This window comes from Actinacidiphila epipremni (assembly GCF_012034175.1).
Lineage (GTDB): Bacteria > Actinomycetota > Actinomycetes > Streptomycetales > Streptomycetaceae > Actinacidiphila > Actinacidiphila epipremni.
Genome location: NZ_JAATEJ010000023.1, coordinates 1 through 24,456, shown reverse-complemented (window position 1 = coordinate 24,456; position 24,456 = coordinate 1). Strand labels below are relative to the sequence as shown.

The window sequence follows — 24,456 nt, the reverse complement described above, 5'->3', positions numbered from 1 at the left end:
CCGACCGGCCCTCAGGCCGATCGATCCCGGACCGGCCGGCCGTGACGGCCGGCCGGCGGGTCGTCGGCGGGCCCTAGCAGTGTGTGTACGGGCCGAGGAGAGGCGTCGTGAGGGTTGCAGGGCCGCCGCGCCGGCGTGGGATGTCCGTGGCAGCCGTCGCCGCAGCCGCACTGGCGGTTCTGCCGGGGGTTCTGCTCGGCTCGGCCCCCGCGGCGATGGCCGACGCGTCCGCTGCGCCCGACTCGCCGCGCGCGTACCAGCCGCTGGACGGCGACGGGCAGTGCACATTCCCCGCGCCGTCCGTCAAGCAGACGCCGTGGTCGCTGCAACGGGTGCTGCTCAACCAACTGTGGCAGAGTACCCAGGGCAAGGGCGTCAAGGTAGCGGTGATCGACTCGGGGGTGGATGTCAAGAACCCCCAGTTGACGCTCGCGGTGGACGTCTCGCACAGCGTCGACCTGGTGGACCCCAAGGGCAACGGCACCACCGACCCCGTCGGCCATGGCACCGAGGTCGCGGGCATCATCGCGGCCCGGCCCGTGTCCTCGACCGGCTTCGTCGGTCTGGCCCCGCAGGCCACCATCATCTCGATCCGGCAGGCGGGCGAGGACGGCACGGGGACGATCCCCAACCTGATCAAGGCGCTGCACGACGCCGTGGCGGCCGGCGCCAAGGTCATCAACATCTCGCAGGACGCCCCCGCCGGCACCCCCGAGCTGCAGGCAGCCATCACCGCCGCCGTGCACGCCGACGTCGTCGTCATCGCCTCCGCGGGCAACGACGGAGCCGACGGCAAGTCCAGGACCACCTTCCCCGGCGGCTATCCGGGTGTACTGGCGGTCGGGGCATCGGACCGCAACAACGAGCGCGCGTCCTTCTCCCAGGCGGGGGATTTCGTCGGCGTCGCCGCACCGGGCGTGGACATGCTGTCCACCGTGCCCGGCGGCGGGCAGTGCGTGGACAACGGCACCAGTTTCGCCGCGCCCTTCGTCGCCGGGGTCGCCGCGCTCATCCGCGCCAAGCACCCGTCCTGGACCGCGCCCGAGGTCATCGCGCAGATCGAGCAGACCGCCCAGCGCACCACGTCCCTCGGCCACAACGCGTTCGTCGGCTGGGGCGTCGTGGACCCGGTCCGGGCGCTGACCGACGACGAGAAGAAGGTCGAGACCCCCACCCCCGACCCCGGCGTGCTCAAGGGCCGGGACCGGGTGGTGCCCGCGGCCCTCACGTTCGGCGACACCGCCAAGCAGCGCCAGAAGCGCACCGCGGCCTACGTGGTCAGCGGCATGGCGGTCGTCCTGCTGCTCATCACCGGTACGACGATCGCCCTGCGCGACCGCCGGCGCCGCACCTGAGCCGAGCGGCGCGCACCGCACGACACACCCGAGGCCGCAGGCGGCCGTCTGAGGCGCCGTCAGATCATGAGCCGTCCCGGAGGTGCGAGCGGCCCTGTACGGCTCCCAGAAGGCCGTACAGGGCCGCTCACGCACCCGAGCTTCAGCGGTAGCGGATCAGGTGCAGCGACCGCAGGCCCTCGGTCTCGAGTGCCGCCGGCGCGTCCCTGGCGGCGTCGATCACCGCGGGCCCCCGCTCGGTCTGCGTCACCACGCACAGCAGGCCCACCGACTCCCGCCCCCGCCGGTCGTTGCGGCGCACCCACACCAGCCCCCGCGCACCCGGCGGCAACTCCACCAGCTCGCCCAGCACCGTCGGCCAGTCGGTGAAGTCGACGACCTCCATGACCTCGCCCAGCGAGGCCATCGTCGGCCCGAACCAGGCCGCGGGGCCGGGCTCGGGCGGCAGCGGGAAGCCGTCGACGCCGGGCTGCGCGCCCTGGTCCCAGGCCGTGAACCAGCCCCACGGGTCGGAGTTAGGGAGCCCGAACGGCATCGAGCCGTCCTTGGGCACCACCAGGGCCGCGTCCAGCATCCCGTGCTGCGGGTTGCCGTCGGCGACGAACTGGCGGGTGTTGACGGCGAAGAGCCAGCCGCGTGCGCTCTCGTCCTCGGGGGAGGGGTCCACGAGCACGACCTGCCCGCCGTGCACATGCTCCAGCCACGCCTCGGCGGCGCGCACGGCCGAGGCCAGGTCCGGTGCGCCGTGCCCGGCGCCAGCCGCAGCGGTCGCCGCCGTGGTCGCGGCACCGGCGGCGCCCTGCGGCGGGATACGGGCCAGCACGATCTCGCGGACGTTCTCGGTCTCCAGCCGGGCGAGCCGCTGCGCCTGCGGGTCGAGGACGGCGACCTGGCCGTCCTTGTTGTGCGCGTACAGCAGGTGGCCGGTCGCCTCGGCGCCGTGCAGCTCGCGCCGCACCCACACCACGCCCGCGGTGCCGGGACCGGGCTCACCGACCGCCGCGATGACGGTCTCCCAGTCGGGGCAGGGCCCGACCTCGGCGGTCGGGAAGTACCGGCGCAGGAAGTCGTCCCACCAGGTGGGGCCCTCGTGGGCCGACTGCCACGGCAGGGCAGCCGCGGGTGCCCCGCCGACCGAGGCGTGCGCGGCGAGCACCGCGCCCCTGGCGTTGGTCCTGCGGGCCTGGGCGGCGGGGTCGCGGGGCCTGGGGTCCCGCTCGAAGTCGGCCAGGTCGCCCCACGGGTCGTCGGTGGCCGGGTGGAAGGGCGGCATGCCGTTCTTCGGCACGCACACCAGCGAGGTGAGCATCGGCGCCGCCGCCGCACCCGCGGCGGCCGGTTCGAGGGCGGTGCTGAAGACCCAGGTCTGCGGGGTCTCGGCGACCGGTGCGCGCTCCAGCCGCATCGGCACGTCGTACTCGGCGCCGAGCCATTCCCTGGCGACCAGATACGGATCGGTCACGGCCTCACGCCCCGGTCGCCGGCGGCTGCCGGGTCCACTGGGTCCCGAAGGTCCGCGGGTCGTCCAGGTGGCTCAGCCGCTCCGGCCACACGCCCTCGTCGTACCAGGCCTTGGACTCGGCCATGTTCAGGGCGCTGGGCACGAAGTCGACGAGCGATCCGTCCTTGAAGACCACGACGGACCGCACCATCGGCGCCTGCGTGATGTCGCCGGTGTCGAGGTGCTCCTGGGTGTCGAAGAGGACGGTCCAGGCCAGCCGGTGCTCGGTCGCCGCGTCGGGCCCGATCACGATGGTCGGCGGCCCGTCCCCGAACCGGTCCCGCAGGAACGCCCAGGCGGCGGCGAGTGCCTGCTCCTCGGTCATTACAGGTGCACCTTTCCTCGTCGCGCCGATCACGCCGGCGCATACGTCGTGAACTCGTCGGTGGCTCGCGGTCCCCGGGGCCGCCGGGGCCGCCCGGCCAGGCTACTTGTACGGCATATACATGATTCTCGACGTGCCGGTCTCGAGCTGGGCGAGCCGCCCGGTCTGGCCGTCGAGGAAGACCACGCCGTTGCTGTCGTGGACGACGTTGAAGACGTGCGCCGTCCCGTCCGGCCGGGCGACGTACACCACGCCGCGCGACCCCTCGCCGCGCGCGTTCATGTCGTTGATGATGTTGTCGTAGTTGCTGACGTCGTGGAACTTGGCACCGGGGTTCCCCAGCCGCGCGGGGCTCGGCCACTGTCCCGACTGCAGCGGCGTGGCCTTGGACGGCATGCCGTCGAGGCGCTCGTTGACCGCCTCGACGTTCTTCGAGCAGTTCTCGGTGTAGCCCGGCTTGCCCGTCTCGTTGACGTCCTTGAGCCACGGGTACTCGTCGTGCAGAAACTGCGCCTCCTCGGCGGGCGTCATCGAGCCCTGGTGGAACGCCTTGCCCTTGACGTCGGAGGTGGCCCGCGCGAGGCCCTTCCACTTGCCCGCGCCCGCCGCCGCGTCCTTGGCGCCCTGCTCGGCGATGTCCTTGCCCGCGCCTTCGACGGCGGCCTTGCCGGCCGCGCTGCCGCCGTCGGTGGCGAGAGCCATGAGGATGTTGCCGACGAGCCGGCCGCCCGCCTCGTCGGCGTCCGAGCCCCACCCGCTGCCGAGCAGGATGCCGGGCAGCCGCTCCGGATGGGCGGACATGTCGACGATGCCGGCGACGGTCGAGTTCAGATGCGTCAGATATTGCGCCGGGTGGGTGATGTTGTACGGGTCCGTCGGGTTCAGGCCCCGGACGAACTTCAGGATGTCGGTGCCGCTGCGTATCAGGCCGCCCGCGAAGTGCTCCATCTGGATGGGCGCCGAGCGCAGGAAGTCGCCGCCGTCACCCTTCATGCGGTCGGTGAAGTCCGGCTTGGGCGGCGCGAGGGCGGTGGCGGCGCGGACCTTGGTCGCCGCGTCACCGGCCGCGGTGTTGCGCTGCTTGCGGGCGGCGGTCAGGATCTCCTTGGCGTGGCTCTTGTCGCCGGCGCCCGGGTCGACGAACGCGGCCGGGGCGGTGGGCGGCTTGCCCGGGTCGCCGTTGCCGTCGACCTTCTTCTTGTAGTCGGCCAGGTCGCTGTTGTACTGGTCGACCTGGGTGTTGTACGCCTCCGCGGCCTTCTTGCGCGCCTCGGTGCCCTGCTTCCACAGCCGGATGGCCTCCTTGGCCTGGCCCTGGGCCCAGTCGATGGTGAAGGCGTAGTCCTCCAGCGCGTTCGAGGCGTCCTGGCAGGCGGTCGCGGCCTTGGCCCATTTCGCGGGCTGGGGCTGGAACTTGGCGCGGAAGGCGTCGGCTCCGTCGCCGTTCCAGTCGCCGGGGTCGAGGTGGGTCAGACCCGTGTGGCCGGTGTCGAAGGCGCTGTGGAAGCGGCTCAGGTGCCCGGAGATCTCCCGCACCTTGTTCGAGTCGCCGTGGATGAGCTCCTTGGGGTCCTCGGTCTGGCCGAGCTGCTGCTCGTCGACGTGCGCGCCGAGGTGGTCGGCGATGGAGTCGCCGTGGTCGTCGACCCAGTCGGCCGCGTCGTGCAGGCCGACGTGGTCCAGTCCGTCGCCGACGAGGTGGGCGCCGTCGTCGATCAGCTCGCCGGCCTTCTTCTTGGCCTTGCCGATCAGCTTCTCGCCGCCGTCGCCGATCTTGTTGACCAGACTGCCCAGGCCCATCAGCCCACCCCCGCGGTGCTGTTCTGCGGTGCCGCCTCCGGGGCCGGCCCGCCTCTAACGGTGTTGAGGATGCCGGTCATCCTCTCAGGTTTGGTCTCCCGGGCGCATCTTCGGTCCCGCTTGTTACGGGAGCGGGACATCCCGGCCCCCCTGGTGGGAGCAGCTTTCCCCGTCCCCCCGGCGGCTTCCGACACGCCCGGACGGCGGCACGACCGTCAGCACATGGTCCACGCCGGCGCCTATTGCCGCGGATCGCCGCCGCGCACCTGGCGGTACAGCTCCGCCGTGCCTTCGACACCGTGATAGGGCAGCACCGTGGCCGTGCCGGAGGACTTGTCCACCACGACCGCCGCCGTCCCCGGCGCGGTTATCGCCGGCGGCTGCCCGGGAGGCGGCGGCGGTGGCGGCGCGAGGACGGGCAGCACGATGAAGCCGAGGTCGAACTCGGTGGCCGACAGCGGCGCCGGCGCGCCGTCCGGCAACCGCCACGCGAAGCTGCGCGCGGCAATACGCCGGGCCTCCGCCTCGTCCACGCGGGGCCCGGGATCGGTCGGGCTCACCACACCACCGCCTCTTTCACGGTACGGGCGCCGGTGCGACCGGCCGCCGCTGCGCGTCGAGCACATAGTGGAACACATGCCGCGCACCGGTGTGGATCGGCTCGGTGCTCACCAGGCCCGTCTGCGGGTCGAACCAGTAGACCTGGCCCTGGTGGTTGAGGGCGGTGAAGACATGCGCGGTGCGCGTCCCGTCGGCGGTGGCCGGCCACTCGATGTGCACGAAGGCGCTCGACCCGTGCCCGGCCCCGCGCACCTCCTCGGCGACCGTGCCGTACGCGCTCGGTCCCGGCCCGGTGTAGCCGAAAGGGGTGCCGCCCCAGGCGTTGCCGTTCTCCACGCCGAACCGCTCGGCCGTCAACAGGTCGAGCGTGCCGTCCTCCCCGCGGGTGAGGGTGCGGGCCGCGGCGACCTGCGGGTTGCCGTACCAGGTCTCCAGGGCGGCGCGTACGGCGTCGGCGCAGTTGTTGGCGCGGCCGGCCACCTGGGGGCCGCCGTCGTTCTGCCGCCGGGTCCACGGTGCGCGCGGGTCGGGATGGCGCCGGAAGCTGCCGTCGCGGTTGCGCGGCACCGCCGCCTCCAGCGCCCGCTGGTCGGCGTGGTCGACGGGCTGCAGCCCGCCCGGCCCGCCCTTCAGCGCGCTGCGGATCTCCTCCAGCCGGGCGCCCCGCGGCGGCACGGCGGCACGCCACCCGGGCAAGCCGCGGCCGGCCGCGCTGCCGCCGTCCGTGGCGAGAGCCAGCAGCACATTGCCGAGCAACCGGCCGCCCGCCTCGTCACCGTCCGAGCCCCAACCGCCGCCGAGCACCGCGCCCGGCAGCCGCTCGGGACGCGCAGCCAGGTCCAGCAGCCCGGCCGCCGTCGCGTCCAGCCGGGTCACGTACGCGGCCGGGTGGGTGACGTTGTACGGGTCGTACGGGTTCAGGCCGCGGGCGAAACGCAGCGCGTCGGCAGCGGCCCGCACGACGCCGCCGGCGAAGTGCTCCAGGCGGATGGGCGCGGCGGCGAACAGGTCACCGGCCCGATGGGCGAGCCGCTCGCCGAAGCGCGGCAGTTCGGGCGCGAGCGCCGCCGCGGAGCGCAGGGCCGCCACCGCGGCGCCGGCCGCGCTGTCCCGCTGCTCGCGCGCCGCCGCCAGGACATCGCAGGCGGCGTCCCGGTCGCCCTGCCCGGGGTCGACGAAGGGCCCGGGCGCCGCAGGCCCACCGCCGCCCGGAGCACGCTCCACAGCCCCCTCGTACCGCGCCACCGCGGCGCTATAGGCAGCGGCGGCCCGCTCACGCGCCCGCACCCCGCGCCGCCACAGCCGTACCGCCTCGGCCGCCCGCCCTTGCGCCCACTCCACGGTGCACGCGTACCGCTCCAGCGCCTCCGCCGCCTCCTGGCACGCGGTCGCCGCGCGGCCCCACGCGACCGGCTGCGGCGTGAAGGCCGCCCGGAAGGCGTCGCCGCCCGCGCCCTGCCAGTCGTCGGCGTCGAGCCGGGACAGGCCCCTGCGGCCGGTGTCGAACGCCGTGTGCAGCCGGCGCAAATGGCCGGCGGCGGCGCGCAGCCGCCCGGCGTCGCCGTGCACCAACTCCACCGGGTCGTCGCTGCGGCCGAGTTCCTGCTCGTCGACGTGGGCGGCGAGCCGGTCGGCGATCGCGTCACCGGTGTCCTCGGCCCATTCCGCGACCCGGTGCAGGCCGGCGGCGTCCAGGGCCCCGGCCGCCATGCGGGCGTTGTCGTCGATCAGGGCGCCGGCCGTGCGCCGCGCGGAGCGCAGCACCTTGCCGCCGGCGTCGCCCAGAGCGTCGACCAGCGCCCCCAGGCCCATCAGCCGCCGCCCTGCCCCTGCTGCTGCGCCTGCTCGGCCGCCGTCGGACCGTAGAAGTCCTCCAGGGCCTTGTTGTACTCGTCGTGGTTGCCGGTGAGCGTCGCCGCGGTCTCCGCCGTCCAGTTCTGGCTCATGTCGTGCGCGGTGTCCTTCCAGGTCTGCCCCATCTCGGACAGCGCCTGCTGGGCGGACTTCGGGCTGAAGTCGGGGTGCAGGAAGTCGTTGATCGCGTTGTCGGAGCCGATCTGGCTCCACGACATGTTCTCCTCCTGCTCCTCGGTCAGGTTGGGATTGCCGAGGTCGGAGGCCACGACGACCTTGAGCGTCTTCTTCGCGTACTGGTCCATCTCGTAGTACGTGCCGGCCGCCAGGCCCAGGCGCTGCGCGATCTGGTCGGCGTCCTGCACGATCGTGCGCACGCCCCACTCCCAGCGGTCGCAGAAGCCGTTGAAGGCCGAGGTGAGCCCGTCGTGGCCGGTCTGCATGCCGGTCAGCTTCATGTTGGAGAAGCCGCGGCCCACGTCGGCCGCCGCCTCCTGGCCCATCGACTGCAGCTCGTGGATCACGCCGTTGAGCCCGGCCGCCGTCTGCGCCAGTGCCGTCTCGGTGACGTTGTAGCCGCCGCCCCCGCCGCCTCCGGTCATCGTTCCTCCCCGTTCACCGCCACGGCGTCCACCGCGGCCCTGTCAGGTACCACGCCCACCACGGGCGGGAAGAGCATCGGCAGGCCGCCCGCCACGTCCAGCGCCACACCGGCCGGCTCGCCGACCGCGGGCACCACCTCGTCCAGCAGCCGCCACCCGTGGACCGTCACGTAGTCCACGTCCTGCGAGCCGTCCGCGCCGCGGGCCACCGCGAAACGCGCCAGCTCGGTGTCGTCGGAGAAGGCGTACACCCAGTGCACACCGCCCGACTTGGTCGCCCACAGGTCGCCCTCGATGGTCGGCACCATCACCACGCTCGCGCGGAAGGCGTCGATGAGCGCCACCGGGTCGCCGTTCCCGGCGTGCAGATCCGTCAGCTCCGCAATGAGCGCCGCGTGCGCGCCCTCCTGCGCCGTCGGCAGCGCCCCGAAGGCCGCGGCGACCGGCACCGTCGGGCGGTCGCCCGCGCCGGCCACCAGGTCCGTCAGCCGCGACTGGGCCGGCGTGACCGGGCCGTCGCCGCCGGGCGCCCGCTCCGGTACGTCCCCGGCGCCCCCGGGCCCGCCCGCGGGGGTCTCCGGCTTCCCGTCGGAGCCGGCCGGCGCCGCGTCACCGCCGGAACCGTAGAACCGGTCCCAGTCCGACTTCATGATCGTGCCCCCATCGCCGGTGCGGCAGCACAATCCCGGCCGCACACACTCGCCCTCACTCCACCCGGAAAAGCTAGCAGGCGGCCGGGTGCCCGGCCCCCCGCCGTCAACAAGCCGCAGCTCACTCGGGGTTCCAGGCCAGCTGGACCAGCCGCGCCCCGCCGCGCCGGGCCGAGAAGATCGCCCGCCCGGGCGGCATCTGCCGCGGCCGGATACTGCCCATCAGCTCGCCCTCGCCCGGGTCGCCGGACAGCACCAGGCCCTGTGCGGCCAGTTCCTTGGCCCGCTGCATGAACGGCTCGTACATGGACCGGCCCGCGCCGCCGCTGCTGCGCGCCAGGATGAAGCGCACCCCCACGTCACGGGCGAACGGCAGGCTGTCGGCGAGCTGCGCCATCGGGTTGCTGCCCGCCGTGACCAGCTCGTAGTCGTCGATCAGCACGAACAGCTGCGGTCCGCTCCACCAACTGCGGTCGCGCAACTGCCGCGGTGTGACGTCGGGCCCGGGGGCGCGCCGCTCGACGAGCTTGGCGACCTCCGTCATGTGCGTCTCCATGGCCGCGGACGCCGCCACGTACTCCAGCACATGGCTCTCGGGCAGCGAACCGAGCAGTGTGCGCCGGTAGTCGGAGACGACGAGCATCGCCTCCTGCGGGGTGTAGCGGCGGCTCAACTGGCGGGCGATGTGCCGCAGCGCGGCCGTCTTGCCCGACTCGCTGTCACCGAAGATGATCAGCACCGGATCGGTCTCGAAGTTGACGAAGACCGGCGCGAGCGCCGTCTCGTCGATGCCGATGGCGATCCCCCGCTCGGGGAAGCGCGAACCGTCCGGCAGCTGCTCGGCGGGCAGCATGCGCGGCAGCATCCGGATCGCCGGCGCGGTCTGCCCGCGCCAGGCCGAGTTGACCGCCTCGATCAGGGCCGAGCCGCCCTCGGCGAGGTCGGCCGCCGACGAACTGCCGTCGATACGCGGCAGGCCCGCCATGAAGTGCAGCTGCGCCGGCGTGATGCCGCGCCCCGGAACCCCCGGCGGCACGTTCGCGGCGACCTTGCGGTTGATCTCGGAGTCCATGGTGTCGCCGAGCCGCAGCTCCAGCCGGTTCAGCAACTGGTCCTTCAGCGCCGCCCTGACCTCCATGTAGCGCGACGCGGTGATGACGACGTGCACACCGAAGCCGAGACCGCGCGCTGCGATGTCCGCGACGACGGGCTCCAGTTGCTCGTTGTCCTGCTTGAACGCGCCCCAGCCGTCGATCAGCAGGAAGACGTCGCCCCACCGCTCGTCGGGCAGCTCACCGGTCGCCCGCATCCTGCGGTACGACGCGACCGTGTCGATGCCGCGACTGCGGAAGACCTCCTCACGGCGGGCCAGCACGCCCGCGACCTCCGCGACAGCGCGCCGCACCCGGTCCGGCTCCAGCCGCCCGGCGACACCGCCGACATGCGCGAGCCCGTCCACGGCGCGCAGCGCGCCGCCACCGAAGTCCAGGCAGTAGAACTGCACTTCATCCGGGGTGTGCGTCAGCGCGAAGGACGTCACCAATGTGCGCAGCAGCGTCGACTTGCCGCTGCGCGGACCGCCGACGACCAGGCCGTGGCCGGCCGCGCCGCTGAAGTCCAGCATCAGCGGGTCGCGGCGCTGCTCGAACGGCTTGTCCACGATGCCCAGCGGCGCGGTCAGCGACCCCAGCGCCACCCCGCTGCTCGCCTGCAGACCGCGCTCCGACACCGCCAGCGGCATCAGCCGGTCCAGGCTCGGCGCCTCGTCCAGCGGCGGCAGCCACACCTGGTGCGCCTCCGGGCCGCGGCCCTCCAGCCGCCGCACGAGCACGTCCAGCACGGTGTCGGCGACCGCGTCGTCCCGCTGCGCCACCGGCTGCGCGACCGGCGCGCTCATCGGCACCTGCGCCGCGGTGAACGGCGCCGCCCGGCGACCGGCCATCACCGAGCCGTCCGCCTCCGCGGCCTGCCCGCGGCGGTACGGACCGGAGACGTACGCCGCCTTGAACCGCACCATGGTGTCCGTGCCGAACTTCAGGTAGCCCGAACCCGGCACCGACGGCAGGTGGTACGCGTCCGGCACGCCCAGCGCCGCCCGCGACTCCGAGGCGGAGAAGGTCCGCAGGCCGATGCGGTACGACAGGTACGTGTCCAGGCCGCGCAGCCGGCCCTCCTCCAGGCGCTGCGAGGCCAGCAGCAGGTGCACGCCCAGCGACCGGCCGATCCGGCCGATCTGGATGAACATGTCGATGAACTCGGGCTTGGCGGTGAGCAGTTCGCTGAACTCGTCGATGACCAGCACCAGTGACGCCAGCGGCTCAAGCGCCGCACCCGCGGTCCTGGCCCGCTCGTAGTCGTGGATGTTGGCGTAGTTGCCGGTGGACTTCAGCAGCTCCTGGCGGCGCTGCAGTTCACCGGTGATCGAGTCGCGCATGCGGTCGACCAGCGTCAGGTCGTCGGCGAGGTTGGTGATGACCGCCGACACGTGCGGCATCTCGCTCATCCCGGCGAAGGTCGCGCCGCCCTTGAAGTCGGCGAGCACGAAGTTCAGCGACTCCGACGAGTGGGTGACCGCCAGCCCGAGCACCAGGGTGCGCAGCAGCTCCGACTTGCCGGAACCGGTCGCGCCCACGCACAGCCCGTGCGGGCCCATGCCCTCCTGCGCGGCCTCCTTCAGGTCCAGGTAGACCGGCTCGCCGTCCTCGCCGACGCCGATCGGCACCCGCAGCCGCTCGTGCTGGCTGCGCGGCACCCAGCCGCGCGCCACGTCGAACGAGCCGGCCTCGCCGATGCCCATCAGGTCGGTGAAGTCCAGGTTGGACAGCAGCGGTTCGTCCTCACCGCCGTCCGCCGGCCGCAGCGGCGCCAACTGCCGCGCCAGGGACTCCGCCTCGATCGCGCTGAGCCGGTCCGGCGTGCCGCCGTACGCATGCCCCGCCGACGAGCGCAGCAGCATCTCCTCGGCCGTGCAGCGCAGCCACAGGTCGCCGCGCGGCTCACCGCTCTCGCCCGGCGCCACCTCCACCAGCGTCACGCCCAGCAGCCCCTCCGCGGACGCCAGCACCGACGTCGCCGGGACGGCGCCGCCGTCGACGAAGACCACCAGGTGCGGCTGGTCCAGCAGCGGCGTCGCGTCCCGCTGGAACCGCGGCCGGTCCTCCAGCCGGCCGCGCAGCAGCTCCTCCAGCTCGCCCAGGTCGCCTACCACCAGGCGCCGGGTGCCGGCCCCGTCCAGCTCCGCCCCGGACTGCGCGTGCGGCAGCCACTTGACCCACTCCCACTCGCGCATCGCCGACGGCGACGCCGCCACGCCCAGCACCATGTCGGCGGGGGAGTGCAGCGCGGTCAGCTGCGCGATCATCGCCCGCGCCTGCCCGTACACAGCGGCCGGCTCACCGGTCAGCGCCACATGCGCGAACGCCCGCAGCGACACCGCAAGCGGCAGGCCCTCGACCGTGCCGTAGGCGGCGATGAAACGCTGCATGGCGTGCGCGGTGAGCGGCTCCAGCTGGTCCACCGGCGCCGTCTCCGGCGCCACCAACGGCGTGGCCAATTGCTGCGGGGCGAGCCCGACCCTCACCTGTCCGAAGTCGTCGTCGCCGGGGCGCCGCTCCCAGATCCGCTTGCCCTCCGCGGCCAGCGCCCACAGCTGGTCGGGCGCGGGATGGGTGTAGAGCTGGCTGTTGCGCTGCTGCTCGGCCACCTTGCGGGCCTTACGGCGCTGCTGCGCCAGGTACTTGAGGTAGTCACGGCGGCCGTCGGCCATATGGCCGCTGGCGCCCTGCCGGGTCCGCACGACCTGGCCGATGCCCATGGCGACCATCGACGTCATCATCAGGCCGCCCATCACCTTCATGATGGGCTGCGAACCGGGCATGAAGAAATACGCCGCAGAGCCGCCCATGGCGAGCATGGGCAGCAGCATCATCATCACGCCCTGGTCCTGGCCGCGTTGGAGTTCCGGCGGCGGCGCCAGCTCAAGCTCTTCTGCCGGCACCTCCGGCGGGAAAGCCCGCGCCGGACGCTTGACGATGACCGAACTCACTGATGTGCTCGCCCCCCGGGATCATCGACCCGTCGTGACTGATATTTTGTCGCAGATACTACTTACAGCCACTGCCCACCGGCCAGGCGGGAGTTGGCTGCACGCGGACTACCGCACGCTAGGGGGCACAGCGCGGTGAGCACGATCTCAGCGACCGGATTCTGCCGCGTCACGGTCGTGGCGCCGGACAGCAGGATCGACGTGGCGCTTCCGGACGACCTGCCGGTCGCCGACCTGCGCCCGGACATCCTGCGCCTGTCGGGGCAGGTGCAGAGCGAGGAGGAGCCCACCGGCTTCCACCTCGTCCGCCGGGACGGCAGCGTGCTGGACCCCGCCCTGTCGCTGTCCGCGCAGCGCGTGCTGGACGGCGAGCTGATCGCCCTGCGCGCGTTCGCCGAGTCGCTGCCGCCCGCCGTCCACGACGACGTCGCCGACGCCATAGCCACCGCCGTGGTCCGCGACCGGCGCCGCTGGTCCGACGACCTGATGCGGGCGGTCGGCCTGACCGGCGGCGCGGTGCTGCTGGTGATGATGTGCTTCGTCCTGTGGTGGGCCGAACCGGTCCGGCACGACATGCACTCCATGCCGGGCGTCGTCGCCGGCGTCATCGGCACGGTCCTGATCGCCTTCGCCGCCGTACGCGCCCGCGTCTACCGCGACCGCGCCGCCGCGGTCGCCCTGGGCCTGGCCGCGCTGCCGCACCTGCTGATCGCCGGCTCCGGCATCGTCGCCCCCGACGCCGGGCACGGACCGGGCCGGCTGCAGTTCCTGGTGGGCTGCGCGACGGTGCTGCTGGCCTCGGCGATCCTCGTCGCGGTGCTGCCGACCGGCGACGCGCCCTTCGTGGCGTCGGCGTTCCTGGCCGCCGCCGGCACCCTGGCCACGTACGGCGCCATCGCCACCGACGCCCCGCCGCGCGCCGTCGCCTCGGTCGCCGCCGTCGCCGCGGTCGGGCTGGTCGGCTTCCTGCCCGGCTGGTCCGCGCGCTTCGCCCGGCTCCCGATCGGTTTCGGCCAGCCCGAGCCGTCCGCCGAGGTCATGGAGCGGTACGGCGACCGGCGCGCCGACCCCGAGCCGCCCATCGACTACGAGGCCGTCGCGGCGCAGGCCCGCCGCGGCCACGAGCTGCTGCTCGGCCTGGTCGGCGGCTGCGCGGCCACCGTCGTCGGCGCCACCGCCGTCATGGGCTTCTCCCACTCCGCGCCCGCCCAGGTGCTGGCCCTGACCGCGGGCGTCGCCGCACTGCTGCGCGCCCGGCTCTTCCGCTACACCACGCAGGTCGCGAGCCTGGTGGTGGCCGGGATCCTCGCGATCGCGCTGCTCATCCTGGGCCTCGCGCTCAACCCCGACACCTCGCTGCTGATCCACCTGGCGCACGGCGACCACAGCCCGCTGGACCTGCACACCCTGTGGCTGTCCGCGGCGATCGCGGCGGGCGCGGTGCTGATGGTCGCGATCGGCCTGATCGTGCCGCGCAAGGGCGTCTCGCCGTTCTGGGGCCGCAGCCTGGACCTCACCGAGGGCGTCGTGCTGCTGTCGCTGGTCCCGCTGTGCCTGGCGGTCCTGAAGGTCTACAGCTCGGTCCGCGGCCTCAGCAGCGACTGACCCGCCGGTAAGGAGCACGATCACCGGCTGGTAGTCTGTGGTGAGGTCACCCGTGCGCTCACGCCCGGTGACCGTGTGCCGTGCGAGTCACAGAAGATCTCCCCGCGAAGAAGACCGGGGGCGCTCGCCGGCGACTGACCCCTGGAGGAGTCCGTATGGCTCTCGATGTCGAGACGAAGAAGCAGATCATCGCCGAGTTCGGCACCAAGGAAGGCGACACCGGCTCCCCCGAGGTCCAGGTCGCGCTGCTTTCGCGGCGCATCTCGGACCTGACCGAGCACCTCAAGACCCACAAGCACGACCACCACTCGCGCCGCGGTCTGCTCATCCTGGTCGGCCAGCGCCGCCGCCTGCTGCAGTACCTGGCCAAGAAGGACATCACGCGCTTCCGTGAGCTGCGCGAGCGCCTCGGCATCCGTGCCGGTGCGGCGGGCGTTCGCTAGGACGCGTGCTGGGGAGCGGTTCCCGTCGGACGGGGCCGCTCCCTTTGCCATATGCGCCGCCACGACGGTCACGAAGCGCGCACAAGACGTGCGCGACACGTGCGTCATCTGGTGCAATGGTGATGTTGACTGCTGTTGACAACGTATGAGGAGGAGCGTCCTCCTATCCGCCGCAGCTGCCGGTCCTCGGTAGTGGCTTCCGGGTGGTTACGCCCCCGGTGGCTTCGATCGAAGACCGGCCCCGGCAGGACGCCCCTCCACCGATGGCCCACGGGGAAACGCCCCGCGGGCGAGACGAGGAGAAACCCCATAGTGGAGAACGAGACCCACTACGCCGAAGCCGTCATCGACAACGGGACCTTCGGCACCCGCACCATCCGCTTCGAGACGGGCCGGCTGGCCCGTCAGGCCGCCGGCTCCGCCGTGGCCTACCTGGACGACGACACCATGGTGCTGTCGGCCACCAGCGCTTCCAAGCAGCCCAAGGAGCACTTCGACTTCTTCCCCCTCACGGTGGACGTCGAGGAGCGCATGTACGCCGCCGGCCGCATCCCCGGCTCGTTCTTCCGCCGCGAGGGCCGCCCCTCCGAGGACGCCATCCTCACCTGCCGGCTGATCGACCGCCCGCTGCGCCCGTCCTTCGTCAAGGGCCTGCGCAACGAGATCCAGATCGTCGCCACCATCATGGCGCTCAACCCCGACCACCTCTACGACGTGGTCGCGATCAACGCCGCCTCCTGCTCCACGCAGCTGGCCGGCCTGCCCTTCTCCGGCCCGATCGGCGGCGTGCGCGTCGCCCTGATCCGCGGCCAGTGGGTGGCCTTCCCCACGCACACCGAGCTGGAGGAGGCCGTGTTCGACATGGTCGTCGCCGGCCGCGTGCTGGACGACGGCGACGTGGCGATCATGATGGTCGAGGCCGAGGCCACCGACAAGACGATCAGGCTCGTCGAGGGCGGCGCCGAGGCGCCGACCGAGGAGGTCGTCGCCTCCGGCCTGGAGGCCGCCAAGCCGTTCATCAAGGTCCTGTGCAAGGCGCAGTCGGAGCTGGCCGGCAAGGCCGCCAAGCCGACCGCCGAATTCCCCGTCTTCCTCGAGTACGAGGCCGACGTCTTCGAGGCCCTGGAGGCCGCGGTCACCGACGAGCTGGCGCAGGCGCTGACCATCGCCGGCAAGCAGGCCCGCGAGGCCGAGCTGGACCGCGTCAAGGGCCTGGCCGCCGAGAAGCTCCTGCCGCAGTTCGAGGGCCGCGAGAAGGAGATCTCCGCCGCCTACCGCTCGCTGACCAAGAAGCTGGTCCGCCAGCGCGTCATCCGCGACAAGGTCCGTATCGACGGCCGCGGCGTCACCGACATCCGCACCCTGGCCGCCGAGGTCGAGGCGATCCCGCGGGTGCACGGCTCGGCGCTGTTCGAGCGCGGTGAGACCCAGATCCTGGGCGTCACCACCCTCAACATGCTCCGCATGGAGCAGCAGCTGGACACGCTGGCGCCCGAGACGCGCAAGCGCTACATGCACAACTACAACTTCCCGCCGTACTCCGTCGGCGAGACCGGCCGCGTCGGCTCCCCCAAGCGCCGCGAGATCGGCCACGGCGCGCTCGCCGAGCGCGCCCTGATCCCGGTCCTGCCGACCCGCGAGGAGTTCCCCTACGCGATCCGGCAGGTCTCCGAGGCGCTGGGCTCCAACGGCTCCACCTCGATGGGCTCGGTGTGCGCCTCCACCATGTCGCTGCTGAACGCCGGTGTGCCGCTCAAGGCCCCGGTCGCCGGTATCGCCATGGGCCTGATCTCACAGGAGATCGAGGGCGAGACGCACTACGTGGCGCTGACCGACATCCTCGGCGCCGAGGACGCCTTCGGCGACATGGACTTCAAGGTCGCCGGCACCAAGGACTTCGTGACCGCCCTCCAGCTCGACACCAAGCTGGACGGCATCCCGGCGTCCGTGCTCGCCGCGGCCCTCAAGCAGGCCCGCGACGCCCGGCTGCACATCCTCGACGTGATGATGGAGGCCATCGACTCCCCGGACGAGATGTCCCCGAACGCGCCGCGGATCATCAGCATCAAGATCCCGGTGGACAAGATCGGCGAGGTCATCGGCCCCAAGGGCAAGATGATCAACCAGATCCAGGAGGACACCGGCGCCGACATCTCCATCGAGGACGACGGCACGGTCCTGATCGGCGCCACGGAGGGCTCGCAGGCCGAGGCCGCCCGCACGATGATCAACCAGATCGCCAACCCGACGATGCCCGAGGTCGGCGAGCGCTACCTGGGCACGGTCGTCAAGACCACCACCTTCGGCGCGTTCGTCTCGCTCATGCCCGGCAAGGACGGCCTGCTGCACATCTCGCAGATCCGCAAGCTCGCCGGCGGCAAGCGCGTGGAGAACGTCGAGGACGTCCTCGGTGTCGGCGCCAAGGTGCAGGTCGAGATCGCCGAGATCGACCAGCGCGGCAAGCTCTCGCTCGTCCCCGTGATCGAGGGCGAGGACGGCGACGAGCAGGACGCGAAGGACGAGTCGGCCCAGTGACGACCCGCTCCACCGCCGTGACGGCCCGCCCCTCCACCAAGGGGCGGGCCGTCCGCACGCGGACCCTGCTGCCCGGCACCGACGGCATCGGCACCGTACGCCGCAGCGTGCTCCCCGGCGGCCTGCGGGTCGTGACCGAGACGCTGCCGACGGTACGGTCGGCCACCTTCGGCATCTGGGCCGCCGTCGGCTCCCGCGACGAGACCCCGGTGCTCGGCGGCGCCACCCACTACCTGGAGCACCTGCTCTTCAAGGGAACCTCCCGGCGCAGCGCCCTGGACATCTCCGCGGCCATAGACGCCGTCGGCGGCGAGATGAACGCGTTCACCGCCAAGGAGTACACCTGCTACTACGCCCGGGTCCTCGACACCGACCTGCCGCTGGCCGTCGACGTCGTGTGCGACATGCTCACCGGGTCGCTGATCCGCCAGGAGGACATCGACGCCGAACGCGGTGTCGTCCTGGAGGAGATCGCGATGACCGAGGATGACCCCGGCGACCAGGTCCACGACCTGTTCAGCACCGCCATGCTCGGCGACACCCCGCTGGGCCGCCCCGTGCTCGGCACCGTCGAGACCATCAACGCCCTCACCCGCGACCAGGTCCACCGGTTCTACCGCCGGCACTACGACCCGACGCGGCTGGTCGTCGCCGCCGCGGGCAACATCGACCACGCCGGCGTCGTACGCCAGGTCCGCCGCGCCTTCGAGTCCGCCGGCGCGCTGCGCGACCCCGACGCCGCGCCGCAGCCGCCGCGGGCCGGCCGGCGCGCCCTGCGCACCGCAGGCCGCGTCGAGGTCCTCGACCGGCGTACCGAGCAGGCCCACGTGGTGCTCGGCGTACCGGGCCTGTCCCGCACCGACGACCGGCGCTGGGCGCTCGGCGTGCTCAACACCGCGCTCGGCGGCGGCATGAGCTCACGGCTGTTCCAGGAGATCAGGGAGAAGCGCGGCCTGGCCTACTCGGTCTACTCCTACACCTCGTCCTTCGCCGACTGCGGCCTGTTCGGGGTGTACGCCGGCTGCCAGCCCTCCCGGGTGCCCGAGGTGCTGAAGATCTGCCGGGACGAACTCCACCAGGTCGCCGAGCACGGGCTGACCGACGAGGAGCTGCGCCGCGCCATCGGCCAGCTGGCCGGCTCGACCGTGCTCGGCCTGGAGGACACCGGCGCGCTGATGAACCGGATCGGCAAGAGCGAGCTGTGCTGGGGCGACCAGCTCTCGGTCGACGACCTGCTCGCCAAGATCGCCGCCGTCACCCCCGACGAGGTGCGCGCGGTCGCCCGCGACGTGCTGGGGCAGCGCCCGTCGCTGGCCGCCATCGGCCCGCTCAAGCAGAAGCAGACGTCCCGCCTGCACGAAGCCGTCGCATGACCTGCCGCCGTACGCAGACCTGGAGGATCCCCGCAAGATGAGCAAGCTCCGTGTGGCCGTCATCGGCGCCCAGGGCCGGATCGGCTCGGCCGCGGCCGGCGCCGTCGACGCCGCCGACGACCTCGACCTGGTCGCCGCGATCGACCGCGACGACCCGCTGGAGGCGCTGACCGAGGCCGGCGCGCAGGTCGCCGTGGAACTGACCCACCCCGACGCCGTCATGGGCAACCTGGAATTCTGCGTCGGGCACGGCATCCACGCCGTCGTCGGCACCACCGGCTGGACCGCGGAGCGCCTGGAGCAGCTGAGCGGCTGGCTGGCCGACGCCCCCGACACCGGGGTGCTGGTCGCGCCCAACTTCTCCATCGGCGCCGTGCTGACCATGCAGTTCGCCCGGCAGGCCGCCCGCTGGTTCGACTCCGCCGAGGTCATCGAGCTGCACCACGACAACAAGGCCGACGCCCCCAGCGGCACCGCCACCCGCACCGCCCAGCTGATCGCCGCCGCCCGCGCCGAGGCCGGCCTCGGCGCGCAGCACGACCCGACCACCCACGGCCTGGACGGCGCCCGCGGCGCCGACGTCGAGGGCATTCCCGTGCACTCGGTACGGCTGCGCGGCCTGCTCGCCCACCAGGAGGTGCTGTTCGGCGGCACCGGCGAGACGCTCACCATCCGGCACGACTCGCTCCACCACAGCAGCTTCATGCCCGGCATCCTGCTGGCCGCCCGCACGGTCCCCGGGGTCCCGGGCCTCACGTACGGCCTGGAACACTTCCTGGAGGGCACCCAGCCGGACCGCCAGGGAGACTGACGCATGCGCGCCAAAATCAGCTACGCCGCCTCCGCCCTCGCGCTGATCTTCTACTTCGTGCTGGTCGGCGACCGCGGGGTGCTGCTGATCGCCGACGGGCGGCCGGTCACCGTCGCCTTCGGCGTCGCGGTGCTGGTGCTGCCCCTGATCGGCGCCTGGTTCCTGTGGCACACCACGCAGTTCGCCCGCAGCGCCGGACGGCTGGGCCGCGAGCTGGAGGCCGAGGGCGGGCTGCCGGTCGACGACCTGGCCCGTACCCCCAGCGGGCGGATCGACCGGGATGCCGCCGACGCGGTCTTCGCACAGCGGCAGGCCGAGACCGAGGCGGCACCGGAGGACTGGCGCAACTGGTTCCGGCTGGCCGTCGCCTACTTCGACGCCCGCGACACGCCGAGGGCACGCAAGGCCATGCAGCGGGCCATCGCCCTGCACGACGGGAAACCGTCCCGCTGACCGCCCCCGAGGGGCGCACAGGGCCGCCGAGGGCCGTTGCGGGGCACGCTCAGCGCAGCTCCGCGGCCCAGCCCTCGATCGTGTCGGCGGCGATGTCGAAGGCCTCGACCCGGCCGAGGAAGTCCGCGTTGTGGTCGGTGAGCTGCGGACGCAGCGGCTCACCGCCCTTGCGGGTGATGATCAGCGCCTGACCCTGCACCGTGCGCGGCAGCCCCAGCACCTTCACCGGCTGCTGCGCCGTGCGCACCGAGCCGACCTTCCGCCACGGCACGGTCACCGTGCTGAAGAAGCCCGTCTGCCGCAGCCCCTTGCCGCTCACCCACACCCCGACCCGCAGCAGCCGCAGCGTCGCCGCTATCACCAGCACCGCCACCAGCAGGCACACCGCCGCACCGCTCCCGTTGCGCGCGGCGGCCATGATGAGCGTGGCGAAGAGCAGGTACGACGCCAGCATCAGGGCGATCGCCGCGGTCCCGACCCGCCACGGCCCCGGCCGGTACGGGCGCATCCAGCGGTCCTGCTCAAGGTGCGGCAGCGGTCGTCCCGCCGCGAGGTCGTCGGGGGCGGTCGCGGAGCTGAAGGGGAGGGACACGCGCGAGATCCTCTTTGCGTTTCCGGTGGGACGGGCGGGCAGCACTCTGACCGGTGAGGCTAGCCGCACCGGCGCCGACTCGGCTACTTCACGGCGGCCGACCGGCTGCTCGGCCGTACAGGTGACCCCGTACGTGATCCCGGGCCCGGCCCGCCATAGGGTGGCAGCCGCACGTCAGCTCACAGTAAGGACGCCAGGTGCCGACCGAACCCCCCGCAGGGACCCCCGACAGCGACCCGGCAGCCGCCATCGAGTTCCGGGACGACGTGACCGTCGAGCTGATCAAGCACAGCGCGTCGGACTCCGACGTCCTGTGGGCGGCCCGGGTCTCCACCGCGGGCGAGCAGTCGCTCGACGAGCTCACCAAGGACCCGGAGCGCTCGAAGGGCCTGATCAACTACCTCATGCGGGACCGGCACGGCAGCCCCTTCGAGCACAACTCGATGACCTTCTTCGTCAGCGCCCCGATCTTCGTCTTCCGCGAGTTCATGCGGCACCGCGTCGGATGGTCGTACAACGAGGAGTCCGGCCGCTACCGCGAGCTGCAGCCGGTCTTCTACGTGCCGGGGCCGGACCGCAAGCTGGTGCAGCAGGGCCGTCCGGGCAAGTACGAGTTCGTCCACGGCACGCCGGAGCAGCACAAAGGCGCGGTCGCCGCCATGGAGGAGTCCTACGCGCAGTCGTACGCCGCCTACCGGGCGATGCTCGCCGAGGGCGTCGCCCGCGAGGTGGCCAGGGCCACCCTCCCGGTCGGCCTGTTCTCCTCGATGTACGCCACGTGCAACGCGCGCTCGCTCATGCATTTCCTGGGGCTGCGCACCCAGCACGAGATGGCCAAGGTGCCGTCCTTCCCGCAGCGCGAGATCGCGATGGTCGGCGAGCGCATGGAGGCGGCCTGGTCGGAGCTCATGCCGCTCACCCATGCGGCCTTCAATGCCAACGGGCGTGTCGCCCCGTAAGCAGGCGGCCGGGCGCCGCACCGTAGCCGAATGTCCGAAGTGTTCGGATTGCAGGCATTCGTGAGGTTCATCTACGCTGCCGATACGGACCCCGGCGGTGCCTGAACCCCCGAGCAGACACCGCCGGAGTCCTTTGCGCAGGTCCCACGGCTGCGTGCTCCCGTACACACCGAGTAGCGTGGGACCCATGGCTCCGACCTCCACCCCCGACGCCCCCTTCGGGCGGGTACTGACCGCAATGGTCACGCCGTTCACCGCAGACGGCGCCCTCGACCTCGCCGGCGCCCAGCAGCTCGCCACCCACCTGGTGGACGCGGGCAACGACGGACTCGTCGTCAACGGCACCACCGGGGAGTCGCCCACCACGAGCGACACGGAGAAGGACCGGCTCGTCCGGGCCGTCGTCGAAGCGGTCGGCGACCGCGCCTTCGTCGTCGCCGGCGTCGGCACCAACGACACCCGGCACAGCACCGAGCTCGCCCGCCAGGCCGAGCGCGCCGGCGCCCACGGCCTGCTCACGGTCACGCCGTACTACAGCAAGCCCCCGCAAGAGGGCCTGGTCCGGCACTTCACGGCCATCGCCGACGCCACGGGCCTGCCCGTGATGCTCTACGACATCCCCGGCCGCAGCGGCGTCCCCCTGGACACCGAGACCATCGTCCGGCTGGCGCAGCACCCCAGGATCGTCGCCAACAAGGACGCCAAGGGCGACCTCGCCGCCGCCGGCTGGGCCCTCAGCCGCAGCGGCCTGGCCTGGTACTCCGGCGACGACATGCTCAACCTGCCGCTGCTGTCCATCGGCGGCACCGGCTTCGTCTCCGTCGTCGGCCACCTGGTCACCGCCGAGCTGCGGGCGATGCTCGACGCCTACACCGGCGGCGACGTCACCAAGGCGGCCGAGATCCACCAGCGGCTGCTGCCGGTCTTCACCGGCATGTTCCGCGCCCAGGGCGTCATGACCACCAAGGCCGCCCTCGCGCTGCGCGGACTGCCCGCCGGCCCCCTGCGCCTGCCGCTGGTCGAACTGGACGCGGAGGCCACACAGCAGCTCAGGAAGGATCTCGCCGCCGGCGGGGTACACCTGTGAACACAGACTTCACAACAGACTTCACAACTGAATACGCACCATCCGAACGCCGACGCATCGCCCGAATGACGGTTCGTCGCGGAAAAACCACAGACAGTGCCGCACGCCATGGCCCAGGAAGGCCCTTCCGGCGTGCGCGACAGGGAGAAGACCTTTGAGTCATCCGCACCCAGAACTCGGCCCGCCGAGGCCCCTGACCGAAGGCGGCCTGCGCATCACGCCGCTCGGCGGTCTCGGTGAGATCGGCCGCAACATGACCGTCTTCGAATTCGGCGGCAAGCTGCTGATCGTCGACTGCGGCGTCCTCTTCCCCGAAGAGGAGCAGCCCGGCGTCGATCTCATCCTCCCCGACTTCAGCTCCATCAGGGACCGCCTCGACGACGTCGTCGGAGTGATCCTCACCCACGGTCACGAGGACCACATCGGAGCCGTCCCCTTCCTGCTCAGGGAGAAGGACGACATCCCGCTGATCGGCTCCAAGCTCACCCTCGCACTCATCGAGGCCAAGCTGCAGGAGCACCGCATCCGGCCCTACGCCCTGGAGGTCAAGGAGGGCGACCGGGAGCGCATCGGGCCCTTCGACTGCGAGTTCGTCGCCGTCAACCACTCCATTCCCGACGCCCTCGCCGTCGCCATCCGCACACCGGCCGGCATGGTCGTGGTCACCGGCGACTTCAAGATGGACCAGCTCCCGCTGGACGGCCGGCTCACCGACCTGCCGACCTTCGCACGGCTCGGCGAGGAGGGCATCGACCTGCTCCTCGCCGACTCCACCAATGCCGAGGTCCCCGGCTTTGTCCCGCCCGAGCGCGACATCTCGCAGGTGCTCCGGCAGACCTTCGCCAAGGCCGAGAAGCGCATCATCGTCGCGAGCTTCGCCAGCCATGTGCACCGCATCCAGCAGGTGCTGGACGCCGCCCACGAACGAGGCCGCAAGGTCGCCTTCGTCGGCCGCTCCATGGTCAGGAACATGGGCATCGCCCGGGACCTCGGCTACCTCAAGGTCCCGGCCGGCCTCATCGTGGACGTCAAGGTCCTCGACGACCTGCCGGACGAGAAGGTCGTCCTGGTCTGCACCGGCTCCCAGGGCGAACCGATGGCAGCCCTCTCCCGCATGGCCAACCGCGACCACCAGATCCGCATCGTGGAGGGTGACACCGTCGTCCTGGCCTCCTCGCTGATCCCGGGGAACGAGAACGCGGTCTACCGGGTCATCAACGGCCTCACCCGGTGGGGAGCCAACGTCGTCCACAAGGGCAACGCCAAGGTCCACGTCTCCGGGCACGCCTCGGCCGGCGAGCTCCTGTACTTCTACAACATCTGCAAGCCGCGCAACCTGATGCCGATCCACGGCGAATGGCGCCACCTGCGGGCCAACGCCGACCTCGGCCAGCTCACCGGAATCCCCCGGGACCGCACGGTCATCGCCGAGGACGGTGTCGCCGTCGACCTCGTCGCCGGCAAGGCGACCATCGCCGGCAAGGTGCAGGCCGGTTACGTCTACGTCGACGGCCTCTCGGTCGGCGACATCACCGAGTCCTCGCTCAAGGACCGCCGCATCCTCGGCGAGGAGGGGATCGTCTCGGTCTTCGTCGTGGTCGACAGCACGACCGGCAAGATCGTCGGCGGCCCCAACATCCATGCCCGCGGCTCCGGCATCGAGGACGAGGCCTTCGCCGACGTCATCCCGAAGATCGAGGAGGGCCTGTCCCGTTCCGCCTCCGACGGTGTGATGGAGACCCGCCAGATCCAGCAGCTCATCCGACGGTCCGTCGGCAAGTGGGTGTCCGACACCTACCGCCGCCGCCCGATGATCCTCCCGGTGGTCGTGGAGGTCTGACCCACCGTCAACCTCCCCACCACGAGCGGGCCGCCGGATTTGCATCCGGCGGCCCGCTCCAGTAC

Annotated in this window: 19 protein-coding genes; 10 read left to right on the top strand and 9 right to left on the bottom strand. The window is 72.3% G+C overall.

Annotation, left to right across the window (positions count from 1 at the left end; all coding sequences use genetic code 11):
• The first annotated feature begins 140 nt into the window (after positions 1-140).
• A complete protein-coding gene (gene mycP / locus HCN08_RS24860; protein ID WP_167985468.1) occupies positions 141-1,355 on the top strand; it encodes a type VII secretion-associated serine protease mycosin in 1,215 nt (404 codons plus the stop codon).
• 142 nt (positions 1,356-1,497) lie between these two features.
• On the opposite strand, the gene HCN08_RS24855 is transcribed toward mycP, so the two are convergent.
• The 8 genes from HCN08_RS24855 to eccCa form a co-directional block, all read right to left on the bottom strand.
• Positions 1,498-2,817, bottom strand: coding sequence for a YrhB domain-containing protein (locus tag HCN08_RS24855; RefSeq protein WP_167985467.1), 1,320 nt, complete (start codon positions 2,815-2,817; stop codon positions 1,498-1,500).
• A 4-nt stretch (positions 2,818-2,821) separates the two neighbouring features.
• A complete protein-coding gene (locus HCN08_RS24850; protein WP_167985466.1) occupies positions 2,822-3,181 on the bottom strand; it encodes a YrhB domain-containing protein in 360 nt (119 codons plus the stop codon).
• A gap of 102 nt (positions 3,182-3,283) precedes the next feature.
• Positions 3,284-4,981: a putative T7SS-secreted protein gene (locus HCN08_RS24845; protein WP_167985465.1), complete on the bottom strand. Its 1,698-nt coding sequence runs from the start codon at positions 4,979-4,981 to the stop codon at positions 3,284-3,286.
• A gap of 239 nt (positions 4,982-5,220) precedes the next feature.
• A complete protein-coding gene (locus HCN08_RS24840; RefSeq protein WP_167985464.1) occupies positions 5,221-5,541 on the bottom strand; it encodes a hypothetical protein in 321 nt (106 codons plus the stop codon).
• 16 nt (positions 5,542-5,557) lie between these two features.
• Entirely contained in the window at positions 5,558-7,354 is a 1,797-nt protein-coding gene (locus HCN08_RS24835) for a putative T7SS-secreted protein (protein ID WP_167985463.1), read from the bottom strand.
• A complete protein-coding gene (locus HCN08_RS24830; protein WP_167985462.1) occupies positions 7,354-7,998 on the bottom strand; it encodes a hypothetical protein in 645 nt (214 codons plus the stop codon). The genes HCN08_RS24835 and HCN08_RS24830 overlap by 1 nt, the downstream gene beginning before the upstream one ends.
• On the bottom strand, positions 7,995-8,648 hold the full coding sequence (locus HCN08_RS36725) for a hypothetical protein (protein ID WP_322974664.1): 654 nt from the start codon (positions 8,646-8,648) through the stop codon (positions 7,995-7,997). The genes HCN08_RS24830 and HCN08_RS36725 overlap by 4 nt, the downstream gene beginning before the upstream one ends.
• A gap of 121 nt (positions 8,649-8,769) precedes the next feature.
• Complete coding sequence (eccCa, locus tag HCN08_RS24820) at positions 8,770-12,693, bottom strand: type VII secretion protein EccCa (protein WP_167985461.1); 3,924 nt, start codon at positions 12,691-12,693, stop codon at positions 8,770-8,772.
• Positions 12,694-12,828: 135 nt separating this feature from the next.
• On the opposite strand from eccCa, the gene eccD reads away from it, so the two are divergent.
• From eccD to HCN08_RS24790, 6 genes are all read left to right on the top strand, one after another.
• Positions 12,829-14,298 (top strand): type VII secretion integral membrane protein EccD, encoded by a 1,470-nt coding sequence (eccD, locus tag HCN08_RS24815; protein WP_167985460.1) that lies wholly within the window; start codon positions 12,829-12,831, stop codon positions 14,296-14,298.
• A 155-nt stretch (positions 14,299-14,453) separates the two neighbouring features.
• Positions 14,454-14,741 carry a 30S ribosomal protein S15 gene (rpsO, locus tag HCN08_RS24810; protein WP_031521677.1) on the top strand — a complete coding sequence of 96 codons (288 nt, stop codon included), beginning with the start codon at positions 14,454-14,456 and terminating at the stop codon, positions 14,739-14,741.
• A 312-nt stretch (positions 14,742-15,053) separates the two neighbouring features.
• Positions 15,054-17,276 carry a polyribonucleotide nucleotidyltransferase gene (locus tag HCN08_RS24805; protein ID WP_167985459.1) on the top strand — a complete coding sequence of 741 codons (2,223 nt, stop codon included), beginning with the start codon at positions 15,054-15,056 and terminating at the stop codon, positions 17,274-17,276.
• Positions 17,273-18,649, top strand: coding sequence for a M16 family metallopeptidase (locus HCN08_RS24800; RefSeq protein WP_167985458.1), 1,377 nt, complete (start codon positions 17,273-17,275; stop codon positions 18,647-18,649). The genes HCN08_RS24805 and HCN08_RS24800 overlap by 4 nt, the downstream gene beginning before the upstream one ends.
• Positions 18,650-18,686: 37 nt before the next feature.
• Positions 18,687-19,460 (top strand): 4-hydroxy-tetrahydrodipicolinate reductase, encoded by a 774-nt coding sequence (dapB, locus tag HCN08_RS24795; RefSeq protein ID WP_167985457.1) that lies wholly within the window; start codon positions 18,687-18,689, stop codon positions 19,458-19,460.
• A 3-nt stretch (positions 19,461-19,463) separates the two neighbouring features.
• Complete coding sequence (locus HCN08_RS24790) at positions 19,464-19,913, top strand: tetratricopeptide repeat protein (RefSeq protein ID WP_167985456.1); 450 nt, start codon at positions 19,464-19,466, stop codon at positions 19,911-19,913.
• Positions 19,914-19,962: 49 nt separating this feature from the next.
• Here HCN08_RS24790 and HCN08_RS24785 read toward each other — a convergent pair whose 3' ends face one another.
• Positions 19,963-20,505, bottom strand: a complete 543-nt coding sequence (locus HCN08_RS24785) for a hypothetical protein (RefSeq protein WP_167985455.1) — start codon at positions 20,503-20,505, stop codon at positions 19,963-19,965.
• A gap of 248 nt (positions 20,506-20,753) precedes the next feature.
• Here HCN08_RS24785 and thyX point away from each other — a divergent pair, with 248 nt between their 5' ends.
• From thyX to HCN08_RS24770, 3 genes are all read left to right on the top strand, one after another.
• A complete protein-coding gene (gene thyX / locus HCN08_RS24780; protein WP_407648881.1) occupies positions 20,754-21,464 on the top strand; it encodes an FAD-dependent thymidylate synthase in 711 nt (236 codons plus the stop codon).
• Between the two features lie 187 nt (positions 21,465-21,651).
• Positions 21,652-22,551 (top strand): 4-hydroxy-tetrahydrodipicolinate synthase, encoded by a 900-nt coding sequence (dapA, locus tag HCN08_RS24775; protein WP_167985453.1) that lies wholly within the window; start codon positions 21,652-21,654, stop codon positions 22,549-22,551.
• Positions 22,552-22,705: 154 nt separating this feature from the next.
• Positions 22,706-24,391 carry a ribonuclease J gene (locus HCN08_RS24770; RefSeq protein ID WP_167985452.1) on the top strand — a complete coding sequence of 562 codons (1,686 nt, stop codon included), beginning with the start codon at positions 22,706-22,708 and terminating at the stop codon, positions 24,389-24,391.
• The last annotated feature ends 65 nt before the right edge of the window (positions 24,392-24,456 follow it).